A 26,321-nucleotide genomic window follows, 5' to 3' on the forward strand; every position below is an offset into this window, starting at 1 on the left:
GCAGTCCGTTCGGCCAGGGTGCGCCGTCGTGAACGGCTTGGTTAAAATCTGCACCATTGACGACATCGCGCGGAACAGTCGCAGGCCCGGACGCCGCGCACGCCGGGCCGCGCCACGGGCCCGGCGCAACACCTCATCGACCCCGCTTGCCTTCGGAGACTGGAATGCCTGGCACTCATCCCCCCCTGACCAGCGATACGCCGCCTGTCGAGAACCCGGCCGCCAATCCGCTCGGGATGGCCGGGCTGGAATTCGTCGAATTCGCGGCGCCGGTGCCGGACGCGCTCGCGCAACGCTTCGAGCAGCTCGGCTTCAAGGCGATCGCCCGGCACGTCAGCAAGGCCGTTACGCTGTACCGGCAAGGCCGGATGAATTTCCTGATCAATGCGGAGCCCGATTCGTTCGCCGCGCGTTACGCGGAGGAGTACGGAATGGGCGTGTGCGCGATCGGCCTGCGCGTTGCGAACGCGCGGCGCGCGTTCGAGCGGGCGATCACGCTCGGCGCGTGGGCGTTCGAAGGCGAGCGGGTTGGCGTCGGCGAGCTGAAGATTCCGGCGATCCAGGGCATCGGCGATTCGCATCTGTACTTCGTCGACCGCTGGCGCGGCCGGGACGGCCAGCGCGGCGGCGTCGGCGACATTTCGATCTTCGACATCGATTTCCGGCCGATCGACGTCGCCACCGCGCACACCGACCTCGATTTTGCCGGCACCGGGCTGCAGCAGGTCGACCACTTCACGCAGACGGTCGGTGCGGGGCGCATGCAGGAATGGCTGGATTTCTACCACGACCTGCTGCATTTCCGCGAAATCCACGAAATCGACCCGCACTGGCACGTGTCCGAGGAATCGCGCGTGATGGTGTCGCCGTGCGGCGCGCTGCGGATTCCGGTGTACGAGGAAGGCACGCGACGCACCGAGCTGATGCACGCCTACCTGCCGGACCATCCGGGCGAGGGCGTGCAGCACGTCGCGCTCGCGACCGACGACATCCTGTCGTGCGTCGACGCGCTGCGCGCGAACGGCGTCGAGTTCATCGAGCCGCCCGCACGCTACTACGACACGGTCGATGCGCGGCTGCCGGGGCACCGTCTCGATCTCGATGCATTGCGCCGCCGCGCGGTGCTCGTCGACGGCGAAATCGGCGACGACGGCGTGCCGCAGCTGTTCTTCCAGACGTTCGTCAAGCGGCAGCCGGGCGAGATCTTCTTCGAGATCGTCCAGCGGCAGGGGCACCACGGGTTCGGGGAAGGGAGCCTGGCGGCGCTGGCGCAGGCGCGCGACGCTGGCTGAATGGCCGACTGCCTCAACCAGATGTGACGTGTCCGGCAGACGCGGAATCGGGCCGCTGCACGCGACGTTCCGCGATTCGCCGGCGCCGGTGCACCTGTTTTCCTTCACAGCTCACGGCTTACGCCGTTTGACTCGCTGTCCACCGGCTGTGTTTCGTACACGCCCGACGTGAATCGCCGCATCGCGATTCCGTTTCTTGGAGCGCTCGATCGCTCGCTCGGAACCGGGCTTGGGTCAGGGCGGATTGTTGCCGCCGTCCTGCGGATACCCACGGCCGCCGCACGGTTCCGCATGAGCCGACGGCGCAGAGAGGACCGCATAGGTGCCGACGGTACCGCCAACCACGGTCAGCAGGGCAACGGCAAGCAGGAAACTCTTCATGACGCGTTTCATGGCTTCTCCGCGGGGCAGCACGCATACTCATCCGAAGTCTAGTTCGTCCTATCTGATCGATACGAGCATCATCAGCGAAATCAGAAAGGGAAAGCGAACCAACAATGGGGTGCGAGCATTCTTTCGGCAAGCCGAAGCCGACGCGAGCGCCCTTTACCTGTCCGTCGTGACGGTGTCCGAGCTGCGGCGCAGCGATCCGGCCCGTCTTTGCGGCGCCCGCCGCGGCTGGCCCGGCGACGCCGTGCGACGCCACATCGCATCGCAAGAACTTGACGCGACGACCTGCACCGTGTAGTGTCCGTCACCGAAGTCTTCAAGAAGCTCGATTGCTCATCATTGGCCGCTGCCCGCGGCATTCGTTGGTCTCTCCCTCTTCAATTCTTTGTCCGCTGCCATCAACAGGCACGACCATTCATTCGTTTTAAGGAAGTATTTATGGATACCGGTACCGTCAAGTGGTTCAACGAAACCAAGGGTTTTGGCTTCATCACGCCCGACAAGGGCGGCGATGACCTGTTCGCGCACTTCTCCGAGATTCGCGGCACGGGTTTCAAGACCCTCGCCGAAAATCAGAAGGTCAGCTACGAAGTGAAGCGCGGCCCGAAGGGCCTGCAGGCATCGAACATCACGCCGCTGTAAGCCGTATCGGCACCGGCCGCCTGCAGGGGGCCGGTGCCGCAGTGCTCTTCGCGCGGCACCTGCCGCCATGGCGGACGCCGTCGATTCACGACGGCAATCGCCTCCCTTTCAAGCGTCCAGCCTCATGGACGCACACGTATCGCCGGCGAAAGAGACGGCACGTCGCGACCTTTGCGACGCGCCCATCGTCAGGCGCTCCATTCATCGCGCGTTCGAACGACGCGCAACACAACACCCCCGCGAAGCGGCAGTCGCATCGCATCGAGACAATCGAAGCAACTCAAGCACGCAGAGGCCATGCCGAAGCCGGCGCGGCCTTGATCCTGGCGGCACCCATGGCACCGCCTTCCTGATCGCACCAAGCAGCGACGCGTCGGGCTCCGATCATGAGCCGGATCTACCGCGCGTTTGCGCTCGACATCGAGCCTCCCTTGCTAGGGAAACAGCGCTCGACGGACCGTTGCAGCTGCGGTCAATCATCTTGTCTGGAGGAATTGGTTTGGCAAAAGAAGAACTGCTGGAATTGGACGGAATCGTGGACGAAGTGCTGCCGGACAGCAAGTATCGCGTCACGCTGGAAAATGGCGTGGTGGTCGGCGCATATGCGTCGGGCCGCATGCGCAAGAACCATATCCGCATTCTCGCGGGCGACCGCGTGACGCTGGAATTGTCGGTCTACGACCTGACGAAGGGGCGCATCAATTTCCGGCACAAGGATGACCGCTCGCCGGCCCGGCCGCCCCGCAGCGGGCAGCCGCGCCGCTGATCGGCCGCAGCCGGACGGGGGCGGCGGGCGGATTCCGCCGCTTGAATCCGGCTGATGCGGCGGGGAGGCCCGCCGCATCGCGACGTCGTCACGGTCAAATCCGTGACGGCAAACGACTGATCTTTACGCGAGTGCCGGCCGCACCGTACACTCGTCGGCACTCCGCGACCGACACGCTTTACAACACTTTCAACGATCGGCCACGCAGCCCGGCGAATCCAGCTTTCCCTCGAACGACGGAAGGAGGCTCCATGAGCGCAGACGCAGCGGCCGCATCGACGTCAGTCCAGTCGCCGATCCAGCATGTATTCGTGCTGATGCTGGAGAACCGGTCGTTCGACCATCTGTTTGCGTTGTCGGGCATAGCCGGCATCGTTGCCGCCACACCCGCGAACATCAATACCTACTCCGGCAACGTTTATCCGTTCGGCGGCGGCGCACCCGCGCAGATGCCCACCGATCCCGGTCATGAGTTCACGGACGTCGTCGTACAGCTGTGCGGCACGGGCGTCGAATTCCGGAAGGGCCAGCCGTATCCGCCGATCGACAATTCCGGCTTCGCGTCGAACTATGCGACGACGCACACCGAAGGCGCGCCGCCGCAGGCCGACGATGTCGGCAAGATCATGCAGGCGGTCGATACCCGCACCCAGACTCCATCGCTGTACCAGCTGGCCACGTCCTTCGTGCTGTGCGACGGCTGGCATGCGTCGATGCCCGGCCCGACCTGGCCGAACCGGTATTTCGTGCACGGCGCGTCGTCGGCGGGCCTCGACCATTCGCCGACCAGGGAGGAAATGGCCGGCTGGGAAACCGTCGGCGGCTTCCCGTACCCGAAAGGCTCGATCTTCGATGCGCTGGGCGACGGCAGCTACCGGCTCTACCAGGACCAGTCCGGGTCGCCTTTCGGACACGTGCCGCAGGTTGCATCGCTCAAAGGCATCAGCTTCTTCGACGTCGACGACCTCGCGCATTTCGAAGCGGATCTCGCGGCCGGCTACACGGCCCGCTACACGTTCATCGAACCGGGCTACGGCAACATCGTGGACGGCACGTACGAGAACGGCACGTCGCAGCATCCGATGGACGGCCTCGCCGGCGGGGATCAGCTCGCGGCACGGGTCTACAACGCGATCCGCAACTCGCCGCTGTGGGAACGCAGCCTGCTCGTGATTCTCTACGACGAGCACGGCGGCTTCTACGACTCCGTCAAACCGGGGGCCGCGCCACCGCCGAACGATGGCGCGGCGGCCACGCTGAACGCGAACGGGTTCGGGTTCGACGTCTACGGCGTGCGCGTTCCGGCGATCGTCGTGTCGCCGTGGGTCGCGCGCGGCCACGTCGACCACACCGTGTACGACCACAGTTCGGTGCCCGCGACCGTCGAGCGCCTGTTCGGTCTCCAACCGCTAACCGACCGCGACCGCAACGCGAACGACCTGCTGTCGCTGATCACGTCGACCTGCCGCGCGGATTGCCCGCCGAGGATCGGATCATGACCCACGAAGCCGCCCGTCAGAACCCGCGCGACAACGAACCGCTGCGCGACGGCACGAGCCTGGTTGCCTACCTGCACATCCTGAAGAAAGCGCATGCGGCGCTGGTCGGACACGACCGGGCGCATCAGCGCTTCGGCGAGGTCGTCACGCACGGTCAGGCAAGGAAGTACATCGAGGAACTGATGCCGCAATTGAAGCAGGAGCGCGACGTGCACCGGCGACGGCGCGGCTGATCGACCCGGCGGCCGGAATCGACCGACGGTGCGCTGCGACGGCATCGGGATGACGACCTGGCAATATGCAACCCGATGCCGCCATCGCCCCGATCAAATCGATCAGTAGGGCGAAAAGAAGGCGCGATCCGAAGCGCGACGTTCAAAACCTGCCACCCGAGCGGCGGCCTGCCGGATCGCCACCGCGGTCCGGCGGCGTATTGTTCTGATCGATCTTCGCGAGCACGAGACCGTGAGTGGAGGGCAGGGTGCCCGGCATGCGAGACGCCGTGTGCGCGATTCCGGCCTGCGCCGCGGCGCGTGGGGAACTGAATGACGCAGCGCCCGGTTGAGCGAGCGCCGAAATGGAAACGGCCGCCAGGGCGGCGGCGATCGCGTGCGTGTTCATGGCAACTCCTTTCGCGACGAAACTGCGTAACGACGCATTCAGTCTAGGTCGCGAAACTTAACGTCACGCCCTTGCGTGATGACGCAAAGGCCCGCTCCAAAAGCGTCCCGTTTCAGCCATTCCTAAGTCGAAACCCGAAGCACGTTGCGAGAAAGGAAACGATTCTGCGCTGCTCACACGACACGCGCGCACACGTACTACTCCCGATTGCCGTACGCGCTTTTTTGCGCCGTAACGTGCCGTGGTCAGATGTTTGTGTACGCAACCTAATTCAGGGTTTGCCGCACTGGCGAAAACGTGAATGTGCTCGAGATGCCGGCGCGCTCGTTGCATGCATCCGGCGCACGCCGGCCTTACCGTATCCGCGCAACCCTTGCGGGGCGGGGCTGTGCCGCGAGCATGGCAATGCAGCGCACGAATCGCGCCAGTAAAAATTACGCACGCGCAACGCACGTGCCCGCCCGCCGGCGCATGACTTCCTTGCTGCAACGCAATGCCGACGCGAGTTCGGCGATGGTATGCTGGTCATCATGTAGTTGTACGTCAGGTTGCATGCATGGCGAAACTCGCGTTCGCATATTCCAACGAGACATCCAGCCCTCTCGCCCGCGTCACGGCTCAGACACGCGCACCGCTCGCGCGATTCGTCCTGCGCGCCGCGTTCGCGGCAACCTGCCGCCCGATCATCCTTCCCATCTCGCGGGCCCGGCCCGCTTCCCCCATCCTTGCCCAATAATTCTGGAGACAATCTCATGGACCGAAACGCCACGGACGAAGCAATGCATGGCGCGAAAATCGCACCGCCGGCCTTCGTCAAGCATCGCGGACTGATCGAATGGGTGACGCGCATCGCAGAGCTCACCGAACCCGAACGTGTCGTGTGGTGCGACGGCTCGCAAGCCGAGTACGACGCACTGTGCAACGCGATGGTCGAGCAGGGGACGCTCAAGCGGCTCAATCCCGCGAAGCGCCCCAACTCGTTTCTGGCGCAGTCCGATCCGTCGGACGTCGCGCGGGTCGAAGATCGCACGTTCATCTGCAGCGCGTCGCGCGACGACGCCGGACCGACCAACAACTGGACCGCGCCCGACGAAATGCGCGCGACGCTCGACGGGCTGTTCCGCGGCGCGATGCGCGGCCGCACGCTGTACGTCGTGCCGTTCTCGATGGGCCCGCTCGGCTCGCCGATCGCGCACGTCGGCGTCGAGCTGTCCGACAGCCCGTACGTCGCGGTGAACATGCGGATCATGACCCGCATGGGCCGCGACGTGTACGACGTGCTCGGCGAGGATGGCGAGTTCGTGCCGTGCGTGCACAGCGTGGGCCATCCGCTCGAAGCGGGCCAGAAAGACGTGCCGTGGCCGTGCAACCCGGTCAAGTACATCGTGCACTTCCCGGAGACGCGCGAGATCTGGAGCTTCGGCTCCGGCTACGGCGGCAATGCGCTGCTCGGCAAGAAGTGCTTCGCGCTGCGCATCGCGTCGACGATGGGCCGCGACCAGGGCTGGCTCGCCGAGCACATGCTGATCCTCGGTGTGACGTCGCCGGCCGGCAAGAAGTATCACGTCGCGGCCGCGTTCCCGTCGGCCTGCGGCAAGACCAACTTCGCAATGCTGATTCCGCCGAAGGGCTTCGACGGCTGGCAGGTCACGACGATCGGCGACGACATCGCGTGGATCAAGCCCGGTCGCGACGGCCGGCTTTACGCGATCAATCCCGAGGCCGGCTTCTTCGGCGTCGCGCCGGGCACCGGCGTGAAGACCAACCCGAACGCGATCTCGACGCTGAAGGAAAACGTGATCTTCACGAACGTCGCGCTGACCGAAGACGGCGACGTGTGGTGGGAGGGGCTGACCGACACGCCGCCCGCGAAGCTGACCGACTGGCAAGGCAACCCGTGGACGCCGGAAATCGGCAAGGAAACCGGCCGCAAGGCCGCGCATCCGAACTCGCGCTTCACGGCGCCGGCCGCGCAATGCCCGTCGATCGACGCGGACTGGGAGGACCCGGCCGGCGTGCCGATCGATGCGTTCATCTTCGGCGGCCGCCGCTCGACGACCGTGCCGCTCGTCACCGAGGCGCGCGACTGGATCGAAGGCGTGTACATGGCCGCGACGATGGGTTCGGAGACGACCGCGGCGGCGGCCGGCCAGCAGGGCGTCGTGCGGCGCGATCCGTTCGCGATGCTGCCGTTCTGCGGCTACAACATGAGCGATTATTTCGGCCACTGGCTGACGCTGGGCGAACGGCTCGCCGCGAGCGGCGCGACGCTGCCGAAGATCTACTGCGTGAACTGGTTCCGCAAGGGCGAGGACGGCAAGTTCGTGTGGCCGGGATTCGGCGAGAACATGCGCGTGCTGAAATGGATGCTCGATCGTCTCGAAGGGCAAGGCGGCGGCGCCGAGCATGCGTTCGGCGTGTCGCCGGCCTACGACGACCTGCACTGGGACGGACTGGACTTCACGCGCGCGCGCAGTTCGACGCGGTCACGTCGATGAATACCGCCGAGTGGCGCGACGAACTGAAGCTGCATGCGGAGCTGTTCGACAAGCTGAAGCTCCGCCTGCCTGCCGCGCTGCTCGATACGATGAAGCGGATCGAACGGCGCATCGGCGCGTAACACACAGCGCATCGCGCATCGCGCCGGCTCGTTCGGCGCAATCGCGGACAAGGTCCCGCGTCGGCCACCGGTGCCGACGCGGGATTTTTTTGCGCGCGCGGTCAGCGCACGCGCGTCAACCGAGATCGAGCGCGTTCGTCAGATCCCCCGGCGGCGTCTGGCCGCGCGCGGCGAACGCCTGGTTGCGCGCAACCACGCCGTCGAGCGGCGCGAGCCCGTGTACCCGGCTGATGAAGCGCAGGATCGAGTTCGTGTCGTACAGCGTATGGTCGACGTAGCCTTTCTTCGCGAACGGCGCGATCACCAGCGCCGGAATCCGCGAGCCCGGCCCCCAGCGGTCGCCGAGCGGCGGCGCGACCGGGTCCCACCAGCCGCCGTTCTCGTCGTGCGTCATGATGATCACCGTGTTCGCCCACTGCGGGCCGCGCCGGATGTGCTCGATCACGGTCGCGATGTGCCGGTCGCCCGACGCGATGTCCGCGTAGCCCGCATGCATGTTCAGGTTGCCCTGCGGCTTGTAGAACGTGACCGCGGGCAGGCGGCCCGCATCGATGTCCGCGAGCAGGCGGTTGGTCGATGGCTCGTCGCCGAGGCCCGCGTCGCGCAGATGCCGGCGGCGCGCTTCGGTGCCCGGCGCGTACTTGACGAAATAGTTGAACGGCTGGTGGTGATACTGGAAGTCGGGCACGTCGCCGGTGTCGCGGTGCTCGAGCGCGTACTGCCATGCGCCGCTGTACCACGCCCAGTCGATGCCCTTGTCAGACAGGCGGTCGCCGATCGTCGCGTAGCCCTGCGGCGGCAGCACGCGATGGTCGTCCGGATCGGCATACGCGGCGTTGCCGTCCGCGGGCGGCGGCACGTAGCTCGGCTGGTACGGCGGCGCCATCGTGTTCACGCCGTAGCCGTCGGGCGTCAGCGCGCCGTCGCGCGCGAACTTCGGCGGGCCGTCGAGCGCGGACGCCGGCGAATCGGCGGCCAGCTTCAGGCGCGTGCCGGTCGGGTCGTCGCCTTCGACTGCCGACAGCAGCTTCGCGGCCTGCGGATGCTTGTGCGCATCCGGATACAGCGGCGGCTGCGCGCCGATCAGGTACATGTGGTTGAGCCAAGAGCCGCCGAACGCAGCCATGAAGAAGTTGTCGCACAGCGTGTACTGCTGCGCGAGATTCCACAGCCGCAGCGTGTCGGCCGAATTGCGGTAATGCCCCATCACGAGGCCGCCAGAATCGGCCCACGCGACGAACTGGTCGTTGCGGCCCGCGTTGATCTGCATCTGGTTCTGGTAGAAGCGGTGCCACAGGTCGCGCGTGATCACGCCGTTCGGCAGCGGCTTGCCGTGCGCGTCGCGGATCAGGAACGGCGCGTTGGGCAGCTTCTGGATGTCCTGCTCGGCGATCATGTAGCGCGTGCCGTCGACTTCCTGCGCCTGCGGCACGAGGCCGCCCCAGATCTTCGGCAGGACCGGCAGCGGGGTCTTGCCGTCGCGGTCGAACTGGCGTGCCTGCGCGGGCGGCACCGCGGCGAGCGGATGCTGCACGCCGGGGAAATCGCCGTACAGGTTCGCGAAGCTGCGGTTTTCCGCGTAGATCACGACGATGTTGCGCACGTGGTGGCGCAGCGCGTCGTCGAGCCGGAGATCGGCGGCCGAGCGCGGCGGCGAGGTTTCGCAGCCGGTCAGCGCAACGCCGGCGACGCTCGCACCGAGCGCGGCGATGCCGCCGAGCACGCGGCGGCGGTCGGGATCGTCGGGAAGGCCGTCGGGCCGGGCGGGGGTGTCGTTCACGTCGTGTGCTCCTCGGATGGGCGGATGGATGTTGTCATTCGATGCACGGCTGCGCGCCGGAACCGCCGCGGCGCGCCGCATTGTCACAAAACTGTCACGAACGCGACTATAACGCGGCGAGGGTCGGAGTTGAAAGGTCAGGTCCGACGAATCGCGCCGCGGCGCCCGCGTTCGCGTGACCGGCGACCGCGAACTAGACTGGATTTACGAGCTGCATGCAATTGCGGACCGGCATCGCCGGCCGCGCAGACGAAACCGCGGCATGCGGCGCGACAGAGTCGGTCAAGGGCGCGCGATCGCCGGCCGGTGCAGGGTCGCGCGAACGCGCAAGCGCCCATTCATTTGACGAAACGAGGCGACGATGAACCACTCGAACTCCACTCCCGGACAGTCGGCGATGCGGCACGACCAGCGGCCGCCCGCGCATACCGACGACAGCTATCACGCGCCGAAGCGGCTCAAGACCGCGACCCGTTGCACCACGTGCGGCGCATCCTACGACGACGGCCGCTGGACCTGGCACGACGCGCCCGTCGACGCGAAGGCGCAGCAGTGCCCGGCCTGCAAGCGCACCGAGGACCATGCGCCGGCCGGCGAACTGATCCTGAGCGGCGCGTACCTGAACCCTCGCCGCGCGGACATTCTCGCGCTCCTCAATCATCAGGCGGATGACGAAACCCGCCAGCATCCGCTCGAGCGGATCATGGAAATCGACGACGGCGATGCGTCGCTGACGGTCCGCACCACCGGCGTGCACCTGCTGCGGCGCCTGGGCAAGGCCATGCTGCGCGCCCACCACGGCAAGCTGACGCTGCATTACCCGGACGGCGAAGGCATGCTGCGGGCCGAATGGATGCGCGCGGACGCGTAGGAGAAGCGACACGCCGCGCACGCGCGGCCGGCTCGATGCCATGGACAAGAAATTCGACTATCCCGGCCTGCTGATCGCGATCGGATTCTTCATCCTGTTCGCGGTGCAGCTGCTGATGCTGCACCCGACGTCGACGCCGATCGCGTACAGCGACTTCCATCGGCTCGTCGCCGCGCGGCTCGTCGACGATCTCGAGATCGGCCAGGCGTCGATCTCGGGCACGCTGAAGATGCCCGAGGCCGGCGCGATGCTGCCGGCTTCCGAGACGTCCGTCGTGAAGGAGGCCGGCGCGCCGTGGCGCTTCTCGACCAACCGCGTCACCGACGAACACCTGGTCGACACGCTGAGCGCCGCCGGCATCCGCTATCACGGCACGCCGGACACGAGCTGGCTCGCGGCGCTCGCGTCGTGGGTGCTGCCGCTGATCGGCTTCGTGTTCATCTGGAACATGATGCTGCGACGGCGGGGCGGGCTGCAGGACTTCAGCGGCATGGGCAAGAGCCAGGCGCGCGTGTACATGCAGCAGGCGACCGGCATCACGTTCGACGACATCGCGGGCATCGACGAGGCGAAGGCCGAGCTGCAGCAGCTCGTCGCGTTCCTGCGCAACCCGGAGCGCTACCAGCGGCTCGGCGGCAAGATCCCGAAGGGCGTGCTGATCGTCGGCGCGCCGGGCACCGGCAAGACGCTGCTCGCGCGCGCGGTCGCCGGCGAGGCGGCGGTGCCGTTCTTCTCGATCAGCGGCTCGGCGTTCGTCGAGATGTTCGTCGGCGTCGGCGCGGCGCGCGTGCGCGACTTGTTCGAGCAGGCGCAGCAGAAGGCGCCGTGCATCGTGTTCGTCGACGAGCTCGACGCGCTCGGCAAGGTGCGCGGCGTCGGCATGATGTCCGGCAACGACGAGCGCGAACAGACGCTGAACCAGCTGCTCGTCGAGATGGACGGCTTCCAGGCCAATTCCGGCGTGATCATCATGGCCGCGACCAACCGGCCCGAAATCCTCGATCCCGCATTGCTGCGCCCGGGCCGCTTCGATCGGCACATCGCGATCGACCGGCCCGATCTCAACGGCCGCAGGCAGATCCTCGGCGTGCACGTGAAGCGCGTGAAGCTCGCGGCCGGCGTCGATCTCGCCGAGCTGGCGTCGCGCACGCCGGGCTTCGTCGGCGCGGATCTCGCGAACGTGGTCAACGAGGCCGCGCTGCACGCGGCGGAGCACGGCAAGCCGGAGATCGAGATGATCGATTTCGACGAGGCGATCGATCGCGCGATGACCGGCATGGAGCGCAAGAGCCGCGTGATGAACGAGCAGGAAAAGGTGACGATCGCCTATCACGAGGCCGGGCATGCGCTCGTCGCGCAATGCCGCACGCATTGCGACCCGGTGAAGAAAGTGTCGATCATCCCGCGCGGCGTCGCGGCGCTCGGCTATACGCAGCAGGTGCCGACCGAGGACCGCTACGTGCTGCGCAAGAGCGAGCTGCTCGACCGGCTCGATGCGCTGCTCGGCGGGCGGGTCGCCGAGGAGCTGGTGTTCGGCGACGTGTCGACGGGCGCGCAGAACGATCTCGAACGCGCGACCGCGATGGTGCGCCACATGGTCATGCAATACGGGATGAGCGAGAGCATCGGCCTCGCGACGTTCGACGACGGCGCGCCGCGCGCGGGCCTGCCCGGCGCGTGGAACGCCGGCGAAGGGCGCTGCAGCGAGCACACCGCGCAGTTGATCGACGACGAAGTGCGCGCGCTGCTCGCCGACGCGCACGCGCGGGTCGCCGCGACGCTCGCCGAGCATCGCGACGCGCTCGAGCGGATCGCGCGGCGCCTGCTCGAATGCGAAGTCCTCGAACGCGACGCGCTGCAGGCGCTGATCGCGCCGCCCGACGCCACGCCGCCGCGCGCGGCGCCCGGCGCCGAAGCGGAACCGGGCGCCGCGAACGGCCCCGGTGACGCGACCGCCGACGTGCACGATTTCATGACGTACGGCGCGCCGCATAAACCCGATCATTGACGGTCGGCGCGCCGGTCCGACGCCGGAATGCGCTGATCGCCCGTCAGGGCGCTCGTCGGCATCCGGCGCGAGCGGCGCGCCGATCCTTACGATTTCGACGGAGTCGCCATGAGCGAAGAGCGTGTGTCGGTCGACGTCGCGCAACGCGAACGCTTCCATTTCGAGGTCCGGTTTACCGGCACGGACCTGCCCGTGATGCTGACCGACGAGCCGCCGCCGCTCGGCCTCGGCAGCGGGCCGAACCCGGTGCGCCTGCTGGCGGCGTCGGTCGCGCATTGTCTCGCGGCGAGCCTGCTGTTCGCGCTGGAGAAACAACGCATCGATCCGCAGCCGGTCGCCGCGCATATCGACGTCGACATGGTGCAGAACGAAACCGGGCGCGTGCGGGTCGGCTCGATGGCGGTGCAGTTGACGATCGGCAAGGCGTGGGCCGATCTCGCGCAGGCGTCGCGCGCGCTCGAGCAGTTCGATGCGTATTGCGTCGTCACGGAAAGCGTGCGCGCGGGCATTCCGGTCTCGGTGGACGTGTGCGACGTGAACGGCGCGGTGCTCGCGGACGTGCAGACGAGCCTGTAACGCCGGACATGCCGCACGGCATGCGGTCGCATCACGGCTGGGCCGCGGCGGCGACCTCCGACGCATCGGCGAGCGCGTCGAGAAAGCGCGTGCGCCACCAGTGCACGTCATACTTGCGCACGGTCGCCATCAGCGCCGCGTGGCGCTGCCGGCGCTCGTCGATCGACATCGTGAGCGCGCGCTGGATCGCCTGCGCGGTGCCTTGCGTGTCGTACGGATTGACGAGCAGCGCTTCCTTCAGCTGCTCGGCCGCGCCCGCGAAGCGCGACAGCACGAGCACGCCCGGATCGGTGCCGTCCTGCGCGGCGAGGAATTCCTTCGCGACGAGATTCATCCCGTCGCGCAGCGGCGTGACGAGCGCGACGCGGCTCGCGCGATAGAGGCCCGGCAGCCGCCGGCGCGCGACCGTGCGATGGATGTAGCGCATCGGCATCCATTCGAGCTCGCCGTAGTCGCCGTTGATCGCGCCGCACAGGCTGTCCATCTCGCGCCGCAGGTCGTCGTAGGCGCCGAGATCCTCGCGGCTGGGCGCGGCGATCTGGATCAGCGTCGCGCGATTGCGGTTCTCCGGATACTGCTCGAGCAGTTGGCGGAACGCGTGCACGCGCTGCGGCAGGCCCTTCGTGTAATCGAGGCGGTCGACGCCGACGAGCAGCTGGCGGCGCGAATACTCGTCGCGCATCCGTTCGAACATCGCGATGCCGTCGCGGTCGCCCGCGAGCGACGCGAATTCGTCGACGTTGATGCCGATCGGAAACGCGCCCGCCGACAACGTGCGGCCGAACGCGCGCAGCCGGCCGTCGGGCAGGCGCGCCGCGCCGGCTTCCGCCTCGACGTAGTGCTCGAAGTGCAGCAGGTCGCTTTCCGTCTGGAAGCCGACGAGGTCGTACGCGAACAGCGAGCGCATCAGCCACTCGTGCTCCGGGATCGCCGCCATGATCGGCGGCGGCGGCATCGGAATGTGCAGGAAGAAGCCGATCGGGTTCGTGCAGCCGATCGCGCGCAGTTCGGCCGCGAGCGGAATCAGCTGATAGTCGTGCACCCACACGACGTCGTCGGGGCGCAGCAGCGGGTGGAGCTTGCGCGCAAAGAGCTGGTTGACGCGGCGATAGCCGTCCGCGAAACGTCGGTCGAATTGCGCGAGGTCGAGCCGGTAGTGAAACACCGGCCACAGCACGTTGTTCGAATAGCCGAGGTAGTACGCGTCGTAGTCTTGCGGATCGAGGTCGATCGTCGCGAGCTGAATGCCGCCGACGTTCTGGATCTGCACGTCGTCGCCGCGGCCGGGATGGTCGTCCTCGCCGCGCAACCGGCCGCTCCAGCCGAACCATACGCCGCCGGTTTCCTGCAGGCTGTCGCGCACTGCGACGGCGAGGCCGCCTGCAGCGGCTTTACGTGGATCTGCGATGCGATTGGAAACGACGACGAGACGGCTCACCAGCTCTCCTGACGAATGATGGGGAACGTGCCTGTGCGGCCACGGCGCGCGACAACCGCCGCCATCGGCTCGATGCGCGCGATGGGGCCGCGTCGGCCGAGCTGGTGTCGAGGGATGCGACTCGTCGCCCGGCCGGAGGTGCTTTTTTTAGGATACTCGGCATTCATCGGTTTTAAAAGTCTGCATGTACGCCGGTGCGGCGCGCCGCGTCAGCACGGATGCGCATCCGTCTGCCCGAACGCGCCGCCGGGGAACACTGACGGGAACGTCGGATCGGGGCGGAAGATCCTGATGCTTTTCAGGCGCTCGCGCCACGCGGCGAAGAACAGCGCGTCGATTTGCGCGAGCGAGCAGCGCCGATCGACGTTGACCGTTTTCGAGATCGCCGCGTCGACGCAGGGCTGCAGCGCGGCGAGCATCGACACGTGATCGGCCGGCGCGATGTCCGCCGCCTTCACGAAATAATCGGGCAGCGGCGCGTGCTCGCCATGCAGCTGACGAAACAGCCGGTACGCGTGATTCTCCGCACGAATCGCATGCAGGTGGTTGTCGCCGGTGCGCACTTCGCGGCGCTCGACCCAGTCGATCGCGGGCTCGATGCCGTGCGAGCAGTTGTCGCCGAACGCGACGCTCACGCTGCCCGCCGGCGCGAACGACATCAGGTGGCTGTTGCGCAGCCCGTGACGCGCGATCGTCTCGCGCACGGTGACCGGCAGCGGCGCGCGATGCGCGGCGCCGTCGAGATAGTCGGCGGCGTCGTACGCGGGAAACACGCCGCGCTCGGCCGCCAGCGACGCCGACGCGGAAAACGCGTGGTGACGCATCGTCAGCGCGATCTCGCGCGCGACCATGCGCGCGGCGCCGCAGTCGTAGCGCAGACGCAGCATCGTCAGCGCATCGGCGAGCCCCGTCACGCCGACGCCGATGCGCCGTTTCTCATGCGCTTCGCGCGCATGCGCGGCGAGCGGCCACACGGTCAGGTCGATCGCGTTGTCGAGCATGCGCACCTGCACGCGCACCGCGTCGGCGAATGCCACGAAATCGAATTGCGGCTTGCCGTCGACGCCGAACGGATGGCGCACGAACCGGGACAGGTCGATCGGCCCGAGCACGCTGCTGCCGTACGCGGGCAAGGGCTGCTCGCTGCATGGGTCCGTCGCATCGATGCGCTCGCGCGCGCGCAGCGAATCGGCCGCGTCGATCGTGTCGAGAAACAGCAGCCGCGGCTCGGAGCTGTCGCGCGCTTCGTTGACGATCACATGCCACAGCGCACGCGCGGGCACCGTCGCGTAGGTCCAGCTGCCGTCCGGCAGCGCGGTCTGCGTGCAGTCGGGCGAGCAGGGCGGCACGCGGTGCCGCAACGTCCACGGCAGGTTGCCGGCGACCGCTTCCATGAAGGCGTCGGTCACGCCCACCGCGAGGCTGAAGGTCGGCCAGCGCCGCCGGCCATGCTTTGCTTCGACGAATTCGACGATGTCGGGATGATCGCAGCGCAGGACCGCCATCTGCGCGCCGCGACGCGGGCCCGCGTAAGGCAGCGCGCGGCACACGATGTCGAAGCGGTCGATCGCCGCGCAGACGTCCGGCGTGTCGGCGCCGCGCCGCTCATAGGCCGTGGCCGGCGGCAGCGGGGAAAAATCGTAGCCGACGCCGCCGCCCATCAGCAGCGTGATGCGCGCCTCGTCGAGCGCCTGCGCGAGCGCCGCGTGCACGGCGGCGAGCGAGGCGACGCCGGGCATCGCGACCGGATGCACGAAGCAGTTGACCATCGTCCCTTCCGCGCCGGTGCCCGCGTTGGCCATGATGCGTCCGGCGCCGATCGCGCCGCGCTGCATGTTGCGATAGAACAGCTGCTCGACGCGCGCGCGCGACGCCATCGGCTCGGCGAGCGCGAGCGCATGCGCGACCCGCCGGAAAATCGCCGCGCGCGTCGTCTCGCCGGCGCGCGCATAGCGATCGGCGAGCACGGCGGCGGACAGCGGTTGTTCGACCATGGCGGCGCTTTCGTTCCGGCAATGAGGACACTTTATGAAGCGCGCGGAGATTGATTTTGATCAAACGCAATTCGTCCACGGTAGGACGAATGCCGGCAGTGCGATATGAACGGCGAAAGGGCGCGTGACAGTCCATGCGCAAGGGGTTCGCGAAACGCGAGGCTTCCACGCATGCGCGTTTACGCGTTTACGTGTACGTCGCGTGCAGAACGATTCTCCTTGCGACACGCGTTCGTCCGACGTGGCGTGACGGGCGCGCGGCATGCATGCAAGCCGCGCGCGCCAATCATCGCGAACCTCGTCACGCAGCAAGCGCACGCCAAGCGCCGGCTGCATCCGGACTGGCGCTCGACGGCGCCCGCTCGCCGGCCGGCAGCCGAAACGCGGCGACCGTCTCGCTCAGCTCGTGTCCCTGCGCCCCGAGCGCCGCGTTCTGCTGCGTCGTCTGATCCATCTGCGTGATCGCGACGCTGACCTGCTCGATCCCGCGGCCCTGCTCGGCGGAAGCGGCCGCGGGCCGTGACGTCAGAACGTCGTCCGCAAGCCGGCCATCACGCTGCGGCCGCCTTCCGGCGCAAAGTCGCGCACCACCGAGCTCGCGTAGCGGATGTCCTGGTTCGTCAGGTTGTCGCCGCGCAGATACGCGAGCCAGCGCGTCGCGCCGACGCGGAACTTGTAGGTCAGCATCACGCCGAGCGACGTGTAGCCGGCGGTCGGCAGGTCGTTGTCCGGCACGCGATGCTGCGACCACGCATGCGTGACCTGCGCGCGCGCGCCGAACGGCCCGTAGCCGTAGTCGGCCGCGAGCGTCGTGCGCAGCGGTGCGATGCGCGGCAGCGGCTGGCCGGTGTCGACGTTGCGCGCATGCGTATAGTCGGCGGTCAGCTCGAGGTCGACCGTGTGGCCGCGCCGCGCGAACGCGCGCCACTTGCCGTCGAGCTCGACGCCGTAGAACTCGGCGCGCACGCCGCGGTAGACCGCCTCGGACAGCGCGCCGTCCGTGCCCGGCGCGACCGGGTCGCCGTCGCTGTCGACGATGCGGCCCGTATTGAACTCGGTCAGGTAGTTCGAGAAACGGTTGTAGAACACGCCGACGCTGCCGCGGTTCGGCCCGCTCGCGTAGCGCAGCGACAGGTCGGTCGACACCGCCTTTTCCTTCGATGCATTCGGGTTGCCGATCAGGAACTGGCCGGTCGCGTCGTGCGGGCCGTTCGAATACAGCTCGTAGAACGTCGGCGCGCGCTCGGTGTACGCGACGTTCGCCGCGACCGACCACACCGGCGTCAGCGAGAACAGCGCGCCGGCGGACACGCTGCCCGCGTTGACGTCGCGCGGCTGCGCGCCGGCGAATTTCTCGGCGCCGGCCGGGTCGGGCTGCAGCTTGACGTGCTCGTAGCGGCCGCCGACGCTCAGCTTCAGCGCGTCCGACACCTTCCATTCCTCGAGCCCGAACAGCGCGACGCTCGTCGTGCGCGTGCTCGGCACGAGCGTTTCGTCGCCGAGCGCGGAGAAGCGGTTCTGGCCGAACTGCACGCCGAGCGCGCCCTCGAACGGGCCGATCTTGCGGTGGCGGGCCTCGATGCGCGCCTCGTAGCCGCGATTGCGGAACATCGTCGCGGTTTCGCCGTGGTCGACCTCCTTGTGCCGGTAGTCGGTGTATGCGAAATCGAACTTCAGCTGCGAGAACGGCCCGCTCAGGTTGCGCACTTCGGACGCGAGCGCGAGGCGCTCCTGGCGCATCTTCAGGCGCACGTCGTCTGCGGCGACCGAGCCGTAGTTCGATTCGTAGCCGCTGTACGACAGCCCGGTGAAGCCGTCCGCCCACGTGTACGACGCGCCGACCGAGCCGCCGTGCACGCGGCCGTCGCTGTTCGGCACGTTGCCGTATGGCTGCGGCCGGTCCGGATCGTCGAGCGCGCGCTGTGCGTCGCTGCGCGCGTAGCCGGGAATCCGCAGCTTGCTCGTCTCGCGATCGAACGCATCGACGTGGAACGCGAAGCGGCCATTGCCGCCCTCGACCTGCGCGGCGCCCGCGCGCACCGTGTTCGCGCCGCCGTAGCGCGCATCGACCGCGCCCGTCACGCCTTCGATCGCGTCGCGCGGGATGCGGTTGTCGATCGTGTTGACCACGCCGCCGACCGCGTTGCCGCCATACAGCAGCGCGGCCGGGCCGCGCACGATCTCGACGCGCTCGATCGTCAGCGGGTCCTGCGGCACCGCGTGGTCGTACGACAGCGACGACGCGTCGTAGGCGGCGACGCCGTTCTGCAGCAGCCGGATCCGGTCGCCGTCCATGCCGCGGATGATCGGGCGGCCGACCATCGGGCCGTAGGTCGTCGTCGATACGCCGGGCAGGCCGTTCAGCGTCTCGCCGAGCGAATCGGCCTGACGGCGCGTCAGCGCGTCGCCCGACAGTTGGGCGGTCGGCGCGATCAGTTGCGCATCGCCGAGCGGGTTCGCGGTCACGAAGATCGGCGCGAGCGGGCGATCGCCGGACTGGCCGGGCGCTGCGGGCCGCGTATCGGCCTGGCCGTGGGCCAAGCCGGCGAGCAGCATCAGGGAAAGCGGGGAGAGTGGGCGAAGCGGGTGACGAGGGTGGTCGCGCATGGTCGATGAATCTTGTCGAAGGGGAGTCAAACGGGGACATCGCGCAGCAACGATATATTGTTGCATTTGCTGCGCGCAGTACCCCCGTAGAAGCACGCTTTGGGCGCCCCGGCTGATCTCGAGGCGGTACGTCAAGCGGTCGTGATGATACGTTATATCATCGCAAAACGACAACCCGGCGTGTTCGTCTGATCGCGCTTGAGGCCACGCGACGCCGCGACGCAGGACCGGCGGGACACGCGGATTCCTTTTTCCTTGGAAACGTTGATTGGTGACAAGTCCGCTCAGTAAACCGGCACGACCTTAAAATTGAGATATTCCAATCTTGAAATATGGCCGTTGAATTGCCGCCATCGCCAGCAAGAAAGGCATCGTTTTGTTTGAGGTTTCCGGCTGGGACGATGCCCAGGGACATGCCACGCTGTTCGACGGCAAAGCCTAACTCGATAGCCTGGTCAAGCGGCTTGTCATTAACCCCGGGCGCACTTGTCGGCAAGACAATGCGTCGCCGGCAGCACGAAAGTGATAATGAGCGCGACGGTCTCGCGCGACAAATGCGCGTCGTTCGCAGAAAGCCGCCGCCCGGCTAGTCGCGCTCGGGCGCGCCCAACGGGAAGAAGCGCCGATACGGCCGCGCCTCGTCGACGACGCGTGCCACGGACGGGCGGGACAGCAGCCGCGCCCGGTATGCAGCGAGCGCGGCATGACGCTCCGAAATCGGATGAACCCAATCCGCATAGAACAGCGCCGGCGCGGCGGCGCAATCCGCAATCGTGAAGCGGCCGCACGCGGCCCATTCCTTCGCCTGCAGACGCGCGTCCAGCCATGCGTAGCTGCGATCGAGCAGCGCATGCGCGTCGGCAACGCCGCGCGGGTCCCGCTCGTCTTCCGCGCGCAACGCGTCGCCGACGATCCGCTGCATCGGCGCGTTGACGTAATCGTCGAACACGTCGGCCATCATCCGCGCGTCCAGCGCCTCGCGCGGGTCCGCCGGCACCATCGGCCCGCCGTTGCCATGAAACAGGTCGAGATACTCGATCACGGCGTTGCTCTGCGTGATCGCCGTGTCCCCGTCGACCAGCGCCGGAAATTGCCCGGTGGGCGAGAGCGCCGCCATGCGCGCCTGGTTGTCCGGATGATCGGGATCGACCATCCGGAGCGTGAAGGCCACCTCGCGCTCGTAGAGCGCGATCAGCGGCTTCCAGACGAACGACGCGAACGGGTGCCCGTAAAGTTCGACCGTCATAGCATGGCTCCCGATGATCGAAGGACGTTCTCGATTGCGTCGTACATGAATGCGCTCCCTTGGCGGCGATCGGCGGTGCCGTCCTTGCCGTCCAGGAACACGATCTGCTCGGTGTAGGAGACGCGCGTCCCGTCTCCTTGAGGTTCGAGTTCGAGACTCGACAACGTGACCGAATGAAAGCGCCCCGAGTGATGGAGATCGTAGCTGTAGACGAGGCGCCGGGCCGGCTCGATCAGGTGATAGCGGGCCTCGAACAGCGTCTCCATGCCGCTTTCGTCGAAGCGGCCTTCCAGCACCTCGGCGCCGCCCACCCGAAAATCCATCGAGCGGCGCAGCAGCGTCCAGCGCTCGGCCGGGCCGGTGAACCACTGGGCCTTGAGGTCCGGATCGGACCACGCGGCGAACACCCGGTCGGGCCGGGCCGCCCACACGCGGCTCAGCGTAAACGTGCCGTGGAAAAACGGGGTTTCCGTCATCATTCGTCTCCTTTGCGTTCATCGCTTTCAAGCAGTTTGCCAAGGCGGTCGAAGCGGCTCTCCCAGAGGAGGCGACGCTCGCTCAGCCAGTTTTCTACGCGCTGGACCGCCTCGCTGGAGATCCGGCATTCGCGGACGCGCCCGCGCTTTTCCGTCACGACGAGCCCGCTCGCCTCGAGCACCTGCACGTGCTGATGGATCGCGGCGAGGGACGTGCCGTAAGGCTCGGCCAGTTCGCTCACCGACGCCGGCCCGCGCGACAGGCGCTCGAGCATCCCCCGGCGCGTCGCATCCGCGAGCGCGTGGAAGGCCCTGTCAAGTTGTTCCGAATACTCAATCATTCGCTTAAGTTATGGTGCGTCCGCGAAAAAGTCAAGCCATCGCTTAAGTATCGTTGCGCGACCGGGTGCCGCGTCCGCATCGCGCCTTTCCGCCTCGTTGACACACGTCAACCGTCCCCGATTCCGCGTGCGGATACTGGTTCGCTCATTGATCCATCAGGAGCGACGCATGACGCACACCATGAAAGCCGCCGTAGTGCACGCCTTCGGCGAACCGTTGCGCATCGAGGAAGTGCCGGTGCCGACGCCGGGCCCGGGCCAGATCCTCGTCAACATCAAAGCGTGCGGCGTCTGCCATACCGACCTGCATGCGGCCGACGGCGACTGGCCCGTCAAGCCGTCGCTGCCGTTCATTCCGGGCCACGAAGGGGTGGGCGTGGTCGCGGCGGTAGGCGCGGGCGTCACGCACGTGCGCGAGGGCGACCGGGTCGGCGTGCCGTGGCTGTATACGGCCTGCGGACATTGCGAACACTGCTACTCGGGCTGGGAAACGCTGTGCCACGGGCAGCAGAACACCGGCTATTCGGTGAACGGCAGCTATGCGGAATACGTGCTCGCCGATCCGGACTACGTCGGCCACCTGCCGGCGCAGGTCGCGTTCGACGAAATCGCGCCGATCCTGTGCGCGGGCGTGACGGTCTACAAGGGGATTCGCGTCACCGATACGCGCCCCGGCCAATGGATCGCGATCTCCGGAATCGGCGGCCTCGGGCACGTCGCCGTGCAGTACGCGCGCGCGACGGGGCTGCACGTCGCGGCGATCGACATCGCGCCGGACAAGCTCGCGCTCGCGAAGCAGCTTGGCGCTGAGCTGACCGTCGACGCGTCGAGCGCCGATCCGGCCGCGGTGCTTCAGAAGGAAATCGGCGGCGCGCACGGCGTGCTCGTCACGGCGGTGTCGAGAAGCGCGTTCGCGCAGGCGCTCGGGATGGTGCGGCGTGGCGGCACGGTCGCGTTGAACGGGCTGCCGCCGGGCGATTTCCCGCTGCCGATCTTCTCGACCGTGCTGAACGGCATCACGGTGCGCGGCTCGATCGTCGGCACGCGGCGCGACCTGCAGGAGTCGCTCGACTTCGCGGCGGACGGGCTCGTGCGCGCGCACATCCACCGCGACCGGCTCGGCAACATCAACGACGTGTTCGCGAAGCTGCGCGCGGGGCAGGTCGACGGCCGCGTCGTGCTGACCGAGATGCACTGACGCCCGCGCCCGCCCGGGGCGACCACCACGGGCGGGCGGCCCGTCACGCCATCCGGCTGATGGTCAGGCGGAACCGCTTCAGCGACAGCAGGAACAGCACGCCGCCGATCGCGAGCAGGAGCGCGAACTGCGGCCACACCGCGTCGAGGCCCGCGCCCCGATAGAGGATGCGCTGCGCAAGCTCGACGAAATGGGTCGTCGGCGCGGCGAACATCACGTCCTGCACCGCCTGCGGCATGCTCTCGCGCGGCGTGAGCCCGCCGGACAGCAGTTGCAGCGGCAGCAGCACCAGCACGAGCAGCATCCCGAACTGGGGCATGCTGCGCACGAGCGTCGCGAGGAAGATCCCCATCGACGTCGTCGCGAACAGGTGCAGCGCCATGCCGGCGACGAACAGCCCGAGCGAGCCCGCGATCGGCACCTGCAGCGCGCCGCGCACGACGAACACGAGCGACGCCAGCGCCGCCACCGTCACGACGAGCCCCATCGACCAGACTTTCGCGAGCATGATCTCGGCGGGGGTGACGGGCATCACGAGCAGGTGCTCGATCGTCCCGTGCTCGCGCTCGCGGATCAGCGCCGCGCCCGTGAGGATCATCGACAGCATCGTGACGTTGTTGATGACTTCCATCAGCGCGCCGAACCACACCTCGTCGAGATTCGGGTTGAAGCGCATGTGCACCGCGAGATCGACCGGCAGGTCGGGGCCGCCGCGATAGCGGCGCACGAACGCGTCGATCTCGCCCGACACGATCTGCTGCACGTAGCCGCTGCCGGTGAACGCCTGGCTCATCCGCGTCGCGTCGACGTCGAGGCGGATCGTCGCCGGGCGTCCGGCCAGCACGTCGCGCTGGAAGTTCGGCGGGATGTCGAGCGCGAACGTGTAGTCGCCGTCGTCGAGGCCGCGATCGGCCGACGCGGCGCCGGCCATCGCGGGCAGCGTGAACTGCGGCGGAAAGAACGCGGACGCGATGCGCGCCGACAGCGGCGACGCGTCCTCGTCGACGATCGCGATGGGCGCCTTGTGCAGCGTGTCGGGCCGCGCGGTGGCGGCCGCGTAGATCGACGCGCTGAACGTGTAGACGATCAGCACGAGCATGATCGGGTCGCGCGCGAGGCTCCACAGTTCCTTGACGCCGAGCCGGTAGATCGTGAGCAGACGCTGCATGGTCAGGTTTCCTGCTTGCGGAGCAGCGCGACGGTGGCGGCCAGCAGGACCGGCACCGACGCGAGCATCGGCCAGAACTGCGGCCACAGGTCGGCGAGGCCGAGCGCCTTGTTGTACACGCCGCGGCTGATCGCGAGCATGTAGGTGGCCGGATAGAGCGTGCCGATCCACTTGCCGGCGCCTTCGAGCGACGACAGCGGCGTGAGCAGCCCGGAGAACTGCACGACCGGGATCAGCGTGCCGATGATCGTCATGAAGATCGCCGCGATCTGGCTGCGCGTGAACGTGGACGCGAGCAGCCCGACGCCGGTCGCCACCACGTTGAAGATCAGCACGGCGAGCAGCAGCGTCGCGAAGCTGCCCTTGATCCGCACGCCGAACGCGAGATCGGCGAGCACCACCATCAGCAGGAAGTTCAGCATCGCGAGCACGATGTACGGCGCCTGCTTGCCGATCAGGAATTCGGTGCGCGTGACGGGCGTCACGTACAGGTTGACGATCGAGCCGAGCTCGCGCTCGCGCACGACGGCGAGCGCGGTCAGCATCGCCGGCAGCATCAGCAGCAGCATCGGCATGATGGCCGGAATCATCGCGGGCAGGCTCTTCACGTCGGGGTTGTAGCGATAGCGCACCGCAATCTCGACCGCCGGCGCGAGCGACACGCCGAGCCGGCGTTTCGCCTCGTCGCGCAGCCAGTTCTCGTGCATGCCCACCACGTAGCCGCGGATCGTCTCCGCGCGCAGCGGCATCGCGCCGTCGATCCACATGCCGATCTGCACGCGCCGGCCGCGCGCGACGTCCCGCGCGAAATCCGGCGGAATCTCGATCGCGAGCGAAAGCTGCCCGCTGCGCATGCGCCGGTCGAGGTCGTCGTAGCCCGTCAGCGCGTCGCGCTGCACGAAGTAGCGCGAACCGGCGATGTTCTGCGTGTAGCCCTGGCTGAGCATCGTCTGGTCGCGATCCAGCACCGCGAACGTGAGGTTGTCGACGTCGAGGCTGATGCCGATGCTGATCACGCACATCAGCACCAGCGAGCCGAGCAGCGCGAGCGTCGCGCGCACCGGGTCGCGGCGCAGCTCCAGCACTTCGCGCCACGTATAGCTGCCGGCGCGCGCGAGACTGAAGCGCGGCGCGGGCCGGGCGGCCGCGATGGACGGCGGCGCGCCGGCATCCCCGCCGGCATCCCATGAAGCATCGTTCGGCGCGGCCTGCGGTGCGTCGCCCGCGCGTTGCGCGTCGACGAGGTAGCCGATGAATGCTTCCTCGAGCGTGGCCGCGCCGCGCTGCCGCACCAGCTCGGCGGGCGCATCGCTCGCGAGCACGCGGCCCGCATGCATCAGCGAAATGCGGTCGCAGCGCTCGGCCTCGTTCATGAAGTGCGTCGAGATGAAGATCGTCACGCGGTCGCGCCGCGCCAGCTCGATCATCAACTGCCAGAAACTGTCGCGCGCCACCGGATCGACGCCGGAAGTGGGCTCGTCGAGAATCAGCAGTTCCGGCTTGTGCACCATCGCGACCGCCAGCGACAGCCGCTGCCGCATGCCGAGCGGCAGGCGCTCGGGCAGCGCGTCGAGCGCGTCGGCCAGGCCGAAGCGCGCGGTCATCTCGGCCACGCGCGCGGCGACCTCCGCCTCCGGCACGCCGAACAGGCGCGCATGCAGCACGAGGTTCTGCCGCACGGTCAGCTCGCCGTACAGCGAGAAGCCCTGCGACATGTAGCCGACCCGGCGGCGCGTGTTGATGTCGCCGGCCGCGACGGGCCGGCCGAACAGCTTCGCGTCGCCCTCGGTCGCGGGCAGCAGGCCGGTCAGCATCTTCATCGTCGTCGACTTGCCGCAGCCGTTCGAGCCGAGAAAGCCGAAGATCTCGCCGCGCCGGATCCGGAAGCTCACGTGATCGACCGCGACGAAATCGCCGAACCGCATCGTCAGGTCGTGCGCCTCGATCGCGTAGCCGGCGGCGTCGTCCGCCTGCAGCGGCGTCACCCGCACCGGCACGTAGCCGCGCCGCTTCTCGTCCGGCAGCAGCGCGATGAACGCCGATTCGAGCCGGTCGCAGCCGGTGCGCGCGAGCAGCTCGTCAGGCGTGCCGGTGGCCAGCACGCGGCCGGCGTCCATCGCGATCAGCCAGTCGAAGCGCTGCGCCTCGTCCATGTAAGCGGTCGCGACCACCACGCTCATCGTCGGGCGCGCCGCGCGGATCCGGCCGATCAGCTCCCAGAACTGCGCGCGGGCGAGCGGGTCGACGCCGGTCGTCGGCTCGTCGAGGATCAGCAGGTCGGGATCGTGGATCAGCGCGCAGCACAGGCCGAGCTTCTGCTTCATGCCGCCCGACAGCTTGCCGGCCGGGCGGTCGAGGAACGGATCGAGGCCGGTGCTGCGCGTCAGGCTGTCGATCCGGCGCCGGCGCTCGGCCGCGTCGTGGCCGAACAGCCGCGCGAAGAATTGCAGGTTTTCCTCGACCGACAGCGTCGCATACAGGTTCTTGCCGAGGCCCTGCGGCATGTACGCGATCCGGCCGCACACGCGATCGCGGTGCGCGGCCGACGCCATGTCGCCGCCGAGCACGCTCACCTGGCCTTGCTGGATCGCCCGCGCGCCCGACGCGAGCGCGAGCAGGCTCGACTTGCCGACGCCGTCCGGGCCGATCAGCCCGATCATGCGCCCGGCGGGCACCGCGAGCGTCACGCCGTCGAGCGCGCACGCCGCGCCATAGCGCAGCGTCACGCCGGACAGGCGGATCACGCCGCCGTCGGCACCGCCGGTCGCGACCGGCTCACGCTCGATGA

21 protein-coding genes and 3 pseudogenes are annotated in these 26,321 nt (G+C 68.0%); 12 read left to right on the top strand and 12 right to left on the bottom strand.

The genetic code is table 11. From position 1 onward, the window contains the following. Window positions 1-164 precede the first annotated feature (164 nt). Complete coding sequence (locus KY49_RS29405) at window positions 165-1,292, top strand: 4-hydroxyphenylpyruvate dioxygenase family protein (protein WP_042587867.1); 1,128 nt, start codon at window positions 165-167, stop codon at window positions 1,290-1,292. Between the two features lie 234 nt (window positions 1,293-1,526). Here the strand turns inward: KY49_RS29405 and KY49_RS38305 are convergent, their stop codons facing one another. Continuing rightward, window positions 1,527-1,673, bottom strand: a complete 147-nt coding sequence (locus KY49_RS38305) for a hypothetical protein (protein ID WP_197083638.1) — start codon at window positions 1,671-1,673, stop codon at window positions 1,527-1,529. A gap of 10 nt (window positions 1,674-1,683) precedes the next feature. Here KY49_RS38305 and KY49_RS36455 point away from each other — a divergent pair. The 5 genes and pseudogenes from KY49_RS36455 to KY49_RS29430 form a co-directional block, all read left to right on the top strand. Next, a pseudogene (locus KY49_RS36455) lies at window positions 1,684-1,875 on the top strand (hypothetical protein); the annotation flags it as partial. Window positions 1,876-2,120: 245 nt separating this feature from the next. Beyond that, complete coding sequence (locus KY49_RS29415) at window positions 2,121-2,324, top strand: cold-shock protein (protein ID WP_010089472.1); 204 nt, start codon at window positions 2,121-2,123, stop codon at window positions 2,322-2,324. 499 nt (window positions 2,325-2,823) lie between these two features. Next, a complete protein-coding gene (infA, locus tag KY49_RS29420; RefSeq protein WP_010089473.1) occupies window positions 2,824-3,090 on the top strand; it encodes a translation initiation factor IF-1 in 267 nt (88 codons plus the stop codon). A gap of 251 nt (window positions 3,091-3,341) precedes the next feature. Further along, window positions 3,342-4,589, top strand: a complete 1,248-nt coding sequence (locus tag KY49_RS29425) for an alkaline phosphatase family protein (RefSeq protein ID WP_042587869.1) — start codon at window positions 3,342-3,344, stop codon at window positions 4,587-4,589. After that, the gene (locus KY49_RS29430) at window positions 4,586-4,822 is read left to right on the top strand and encodes a hypothetical protein (protein ID WP_042587870.1); all 237 of its coding nucleotides are present in this window, start codon (window positions 4,586-4,588) and stop codon (window positions 4,820-4,822) included. The genes KY49_RS29425 and KY49_RS29430 overlap by 4 nt, the downstream gene beginning before the upstream one ends. A 142-nt stretch (window positions 4,823-4,964) precedes the next feature. Here KY49_RS29430 and KY49_RS29435 read toward each other — a convergent pair whose 3' ends face one another. After that, the gene (locus KY49_RS29435; protein ID WP_042587871.1) at window positions 4,965-5,210 is read right to left on the bottom strand and encodes a hypothetical protein; all 246 of its coding nucleotides are present in this window, start codon (window positions 5,208-5,210) and stop codon (window positions 4,965-4,967) included. A gap of 752 nt (window positions 5,211-5,962) precedes the next feature. On the opposite strand from KY49_RS29435, the pseudogene KY49_RS29440 reads away from it, so the two are divergent. Next, a pseudogene (locus KY49_RS29440) lies at window positions 5,963-7,830 on the top strand (phosphoenolpyruvate carboxykinase (GTP)). A 115-nt stretch (window positions 7,831-7,945) separates the two neighbouring features. Here KY49_RS29440 and KY49_RS29445 read toward each other — a convergent pair. Next, entirely contained in the window at window positions 7,946-9,610 is a 1,665-nt protein-coding gene (locus tag KY49_RS29445) for an acid phosphatase (protein WP_042588829.1), read from the bottom strand. A 361-nt stretch (window positions 9,611-9,971) separates the two neighbouring features. Here KY49_RS29445 and KY49_RS29450 point away from each other — a divergent pair, with 361 nt between their 5' ends. From KY49_RS29450 to KY49_RS29460, 3 genes are all read left to right on the top strand, one after another. Further along, the gene (locus KY49_RS29450) at window positions 9,972-10,481 is read left to right on the top strand and encodes a BCAM0308 family protein (RefSeq protein WP_042587872.1); all 510 of its coding nucleotides are present in this window, start codon (window positions 9,972-9,974) and stop codon (window positions 10,479-10,481) included. A 40-nt stretch (window positions 10,482-10,521) separates the two neighbouring features. After that, complete coding sequence (ftsH, locus tag KY49_RS29455) at window positions 10,522-12,489, top strand: ATP-dependent zinc metalloprotease FtsH (RefSeq protein WP_042587873.1); 1,968 nt, start codon at window positions 10,522-10,524, stop codon at window positions 12,487-12,489. 108 nt (window positions 12,490-12,597) lie between these two features. Continuing rightward, on the top strand, window positions 12,598-13,065 hold the full coding sequence (locus KY49_RS29460; RefSeq protein WP_042587874.1) for an OsmC family protein: 468 nt from the start codon (window positions 12,598-12,600) through the stop codon (window positions 13,063-13,065). A 31-nt stretch (window positions 13,066-13,096) separates the two neighbouring features. Here KY49_RS29460 and otsA read toward each other — a convergent pair whose 3' ends face one another. The 4 genes and pseudogenes from otsA to KY49_RS29475 all read right to left on the bottom strand — a co-directional run bounded on the left by otsA (window position 13,097) and on the right by KY49_RS29475 (window position 19,053). Next, window positions 13,097-14,503: an alpha,alpha-trehalose-phosphate synthase (UDP-forming) gene (otsA, locus tag KY49_RS29465; protein ID WP_042587875.1), complete on the bottom strand. Its 1,407-nt coding sequence runs from the start codon at window positions 14,501-14,503 to the stop codon at window positions 13,097-13,099. Window positions 14,504-14,712: 209 nt separating this feature from the next. Then, a complete protein-coding gene (locus tag KY49_RS29470; protein WP_042587876.1) occupies window positions 14,713-16,497 on the bottom strand; it encodes an adenosylcobalamin-dependent ribonucleoside-diphosphate reductase in 1,785 nt (594 codons plus the stop codon). Window positions 16,498-16,798: 301 nt separating this feature from the next. After that, window positions 16,799-17,011, bottom strand: a pseudogene (locus tag KY49_RS36465) (methyl-accepting chemotaxis protein); the annotation flags it as partial. 11 nt (window positions 17,012-17,022) lie between these two features. Beyond that, window positions 17,023-19,053, bottom strand: a complete 2,031-nt coding sequence (locus KY49_RS29475) for a TonB-dependent receptor (RefSeq protein ID WP_042587877.1) — start codon at window positions 19,051-19,053, stop codon at window positions 17,023-17,025. Between the two features lie 403 nt (window positions 19,054-19,456). Between KY49_RS29475 and KY49_RS39380 the strand changes: the two genes are divergently transcribed. Then, on the top strand, window positions 19,457-19,546 hold the full coding sequence (locus tag KY49_RS39380) for a T6SS effector amidase Tae4 family protein (protein WP_256247097.1): 90 nt from the start codon (window positions 19,457-19,459) through the stop codon (window positions 19,544-19,546). A gap of 144 nt (window positions 19,547-19,690) precedes the next feature. On the opposite strand, the gene KY49_RS29480 is transcribed toward KY49_RS39380, so the two are convergent. Genes KY49_RS29480 through KY49_RS29490 form a run of 3 tightly spaced genes read right to left on the bottom strand, consistent with a single transcriptional unit; the run spans window position 19,691 to window position 21,167 of the window. Beyond that, window positions 19,691-20,350 (bottom strand): glutathione S-transferase family protein, encoded by a 660-nt coding sequence (locus KY49_RS29480; RefSeq protein WP_042587878.1) that lies wholly within the window; start codon window positions 20,348-20,350, stop codon window positions 19,691-19,693. Further along, entirely contained in the window at window positions 20,347-20,826 is a 480-nt protein-coding gene (locus KY49_RS29485) for an SRPBCC family protein (RefSeq protein ID WP_042588830.1), read from the bottom strand. The genes KY49_RS29480 and KY49_RS29485 overlap by 4 nt, the downstream gene beginning before the upstream one ends. Then, window positions 20,826-21,167 carry an ArsR/SmtB family transcription factor gene (locus KY49_RS29490; RefSeq protein WP_042587879.1) on the bottom strand — a complete coding sequence of 114 codons (342 nt, stop codon included), beginning with the start codon at window positions 21,165-21,167 and terminating at the stop codon, window positions 20,826-20,828. Before KY49_RS29490 ends, KY49_RS29485 begins: the two co-directional genes overlap by 1 nt. Window positions 21,168-21,336: 169 nt before the next feature. Here KY49_RS29490 and adhP point away from each other — a divergent pair, with 169 nt between their 5' ends. Next, complete coding sequence (adhP, locus tag KY49_RS29495; protein WP_042587880.1) at window positions 21,337-22,365, top strand: alcohol dehydrogenase AdhP; 1,029 nt, start codon at window positions 21,337-21,339, stop codon at window positions 22,363-22,365. 43 nt (window positions 22,366-22,408) lie between these two features. Here adhP and KY49_RS29500 read toward each other — a convergent pair whose 3' ends face one another. Both KY49_RS29500 and rbbA read right to left on the bottom strand, forming a co-directional pair. Continuing rightward, window positions 22,409-23,533 (bottom strand): ABC transporter permease, encoded by a 1,125-nt coding sequence (locus tag KY49_RS29500; protein WP_042587881.1) that lies wholly within the window; start codon window positions 23,531-23,533, stop codon window positions 22,409-22,411. Between the two features lie 2 nt (window positions 23,534-23,535). Further along, window positions 23,536-26,319 (bottom strand): ribosome-associated ATPase/putative transporter RbbA, encoded by a 2,784-nt coding sequence (gene rbbA, locus KY49_RS29505; protein ID WP_042588831.1) that lies wholly within the window; start codon window positions 26,317-26,319, stop codon window positions 23,536-23,538. Window positions 26,320-26,321 lie beyond the last annotated feature (2 nt).

Source organism: Burkholderia sp. MSHR3999, from assembly GCF_000833595.1.
GTDB lineage: Bacteria > Pseudomonadota > Gammaproteobacteria > Burkholderiales > Burkholderiaceae > Burkholderia > Burkholderia ubonensis.

Coding starts and splice junctions, on each gene's coding strand:
- KY49_RS29430 (WP_042587870.1), top strand. CDS start 4,586: ATGACCCACGAAGCCGCCCGTCAGAACCCGCGCGACAACGAACCGCTG.
- KY49_RS29405 (WP_042587867.1), top strand. CDS start 165: ATGCCTGGCACTCATCCCCCCCTGACCAGCGATACGCCGCCTGTCGAG.
- KY49_RS29500 (WP_042587881.1), bottom strand. CDS start 23,533: ATGCAGCGTCTGCTCACGATCTACCGGCTCGGCGTCAAGGAACTGTGG.
- KY49_RS29450 (WP_042587872.1), top strand. CDS start 9,972: ATGAACCACTCGAACTCCACTCCCGGACAGTCGGCGATGCGGCACGAC.
- KY49_RS29415 (WP_010089472.1), top strand. CDS start 2,121: ATGGATACCGGTACCGTCAAGTGGTTCAACGAAACCAAGGGTTTTGGC.
- KY49_RS38305 (WP_197083638.1), bottom strand. CDS start 1,673: ATGAAGAGTTTCCTGCTTGCCGTTGCCCTGCTGACCGTGGTTGGCGGT.
- KY49_RS29485 (WP_042588830.1), bottom strand. CDS start 20,826: ATGACGGAAACCCCGTTTTTCCACGGCACGTTTACGCTGAGCCGCGTG.
- KY49_RS29490 (WP_042587879.1), bottom strand. CDS start 21,167: ATGATTGAGTATTCGGAACAACTTGACAGGGCCTTCCACGCGCTCGCG.
- KY49_RS29470 (WP_042587876.1), bottom strand. CDS start 16,497: ATGGTCGAACAACCGCTGTCCGCCGCCGTGCTCGCCGATCGCTATGCG.
- KY49_RS29480 (WP_042587878.1), bottom strand. CDS start 20,350: ATGACGGTCGAACTTTACGGGCACCCGTTCGCGTCGTTCGTCTGGAAG.
- KY49_RS29435 (WP_042587871.1), bottom strand. CDS start 5,210: ATGAACACGCACGCGATCGCCGCCGCCCTGGCGGCCGTTTCCATTTCG.
- ftsH (WP_042587873.1), top strand. CDS start 10,522: ATGGACAAGAAATTCGACTATCCCGGCCTGCTGATCGCGATCGGATTC.
- KY49_RS29425 (WP_042587869.1), top strand. CDS start 3,342: ATGAGCGCAGACGCAGCGGCCGCATCGACGTCAGTCCAGTCGCCGATC.
- KY49_RS29460 (WP_042587874.1), top strand. CDS start 12,598: ATGAGCGAAGAGCGTGTGTCGGTCGACGTCGCGCAACGCGAACGCTTC.
- adhP (WP_042587880.1), top strand. CDS start 21,337: ATGACGCACACCATGAAAGCCGCCGTAGTGCACGCCTTCGGCGAACCG.
- KY49_RS29475 (WP_042587877.1), bottom strand. CDS start 19,053: ATGCTGCTCGCCGGCTTGGCCCACGGCCAGGCCGATACGCGGCCCGCA.